The sequence below is a fragment of the Chryseobacterium sp. CBTAP 102 genome (assembly GCF_003201365.1).
Classification (GTDB): Bacteria; Bacteroidota; Bacteroidia; order Flavobacteriales; family Weeksellaceae; genus Chryseobacterium; species Chryseobacterium candidae.
Genome location: NZ_QICX01000033.1, coordinates 1 through 1,138 on the forward strand (window position 1 = coordinate 1; position 1,138 = coordinate 1,138).

General features: G+C 37.5%; 1 protein-coding gene. It reads left to right on the plus strand.

Going from position 1 to position 1,138, the window contains the following annotated elements; genetic code table 11:
* Nucleotides 1-23: 23 nt before the first annotated feature.
* Nucleotides 24-1,138: IS256 family transposase (locus tag C8D70_RS20620; RefSeq protein ID WP_110368542.1), on the plus strand; the 1,115-nt coding region annotated here is incomplete at its 3' end.

Genomic DNA, 1,138 nt, shown 5'->3' on the forward strand with positions numbered 1-1,138 from the left:
TTATTTTTAACCATTACATAGTTATGATAGACAAAGAAGACTTATTAAACAACAAGGATTTCTATAAGTCCTTTAAAAATGGAGAAGACTTAACCTCTTTCTTCAAAGAAATGCATAAACGAGCTGTAGAACATATGCTTGATGCAGAATTGGACACCCATTTGGATAATGAAAAGCATCAGAAATCCATCACTGGAAATTACAGAAACGGCCACGGGACCAAGAAGATAAAATCCTCATTTGGCGAATCTGAAATTAAAGTTCCCCGAGATAGAGAAGGCAGTTTTGAACCTGTATTAGTCCCAAAGAGACACAATATCATCGAAGGTTTGGAGAATATCATCATCTCATTTTATGCTAAAGGAATGAGTGTAAGCGATATTGAAGAACAAATCAAAGAAATGTATGATTTTGAAGTTTCTACTTCTACCATCTCACGAATCACCAATGCTGTTGCCAGTGAAGTGGTGAGCTGGCAAAACCGCCCGCTTGAAGATTTATATCTCATTGTTTGGATGGATGGCATTGTTTTCAAGGTAAGGGAAAATTCCAAAGTCATTAATAAAACAGTTTATCTGGCTGTGGGATTAAACCGTGACGGTAGAAAAGAAGTCTTGGGTATGTGGCTTGGAAAAAATGAAAGTTCAGCTTTCTGGATGGGCGTTCTCACAGATTTAAAGGCTCGTGGTGTAGAGGATATTCTCATCACTGCCACCGATAATTTAAACGGATTTACCCAGACCATACGTTCTGTTTTTCCTGAATCTCAAACCCAGATCTGTGTCGTCCATCAAATCAGAAATGCCTGCAAATATGTGGTTTGGAAAGACAGGAAAGAGTTCTCTGCCGATATGAAGCATATTTACACTGCTCCAACAAAACAAGCTGCTGAAGCAGCTCTGGGTGATTTTGCAGCAAAATGGGAAAGCAAATATTCTTATGCTATTGCATCCTGGCGGAATAATTGGGATGAACTGACTGTATTTTTTGAATTTCCTTTGGAGATCCGAAAAATCATTTATACCACTAATTTAATTGAAAATCTCAACGGAAAAATCAGAAAATACACCAAAAACAAAATGTCTTTTCCTACAGATGATGCCGTCATGAAATCAGTGTATCTCGCTTTAAAAGAAGC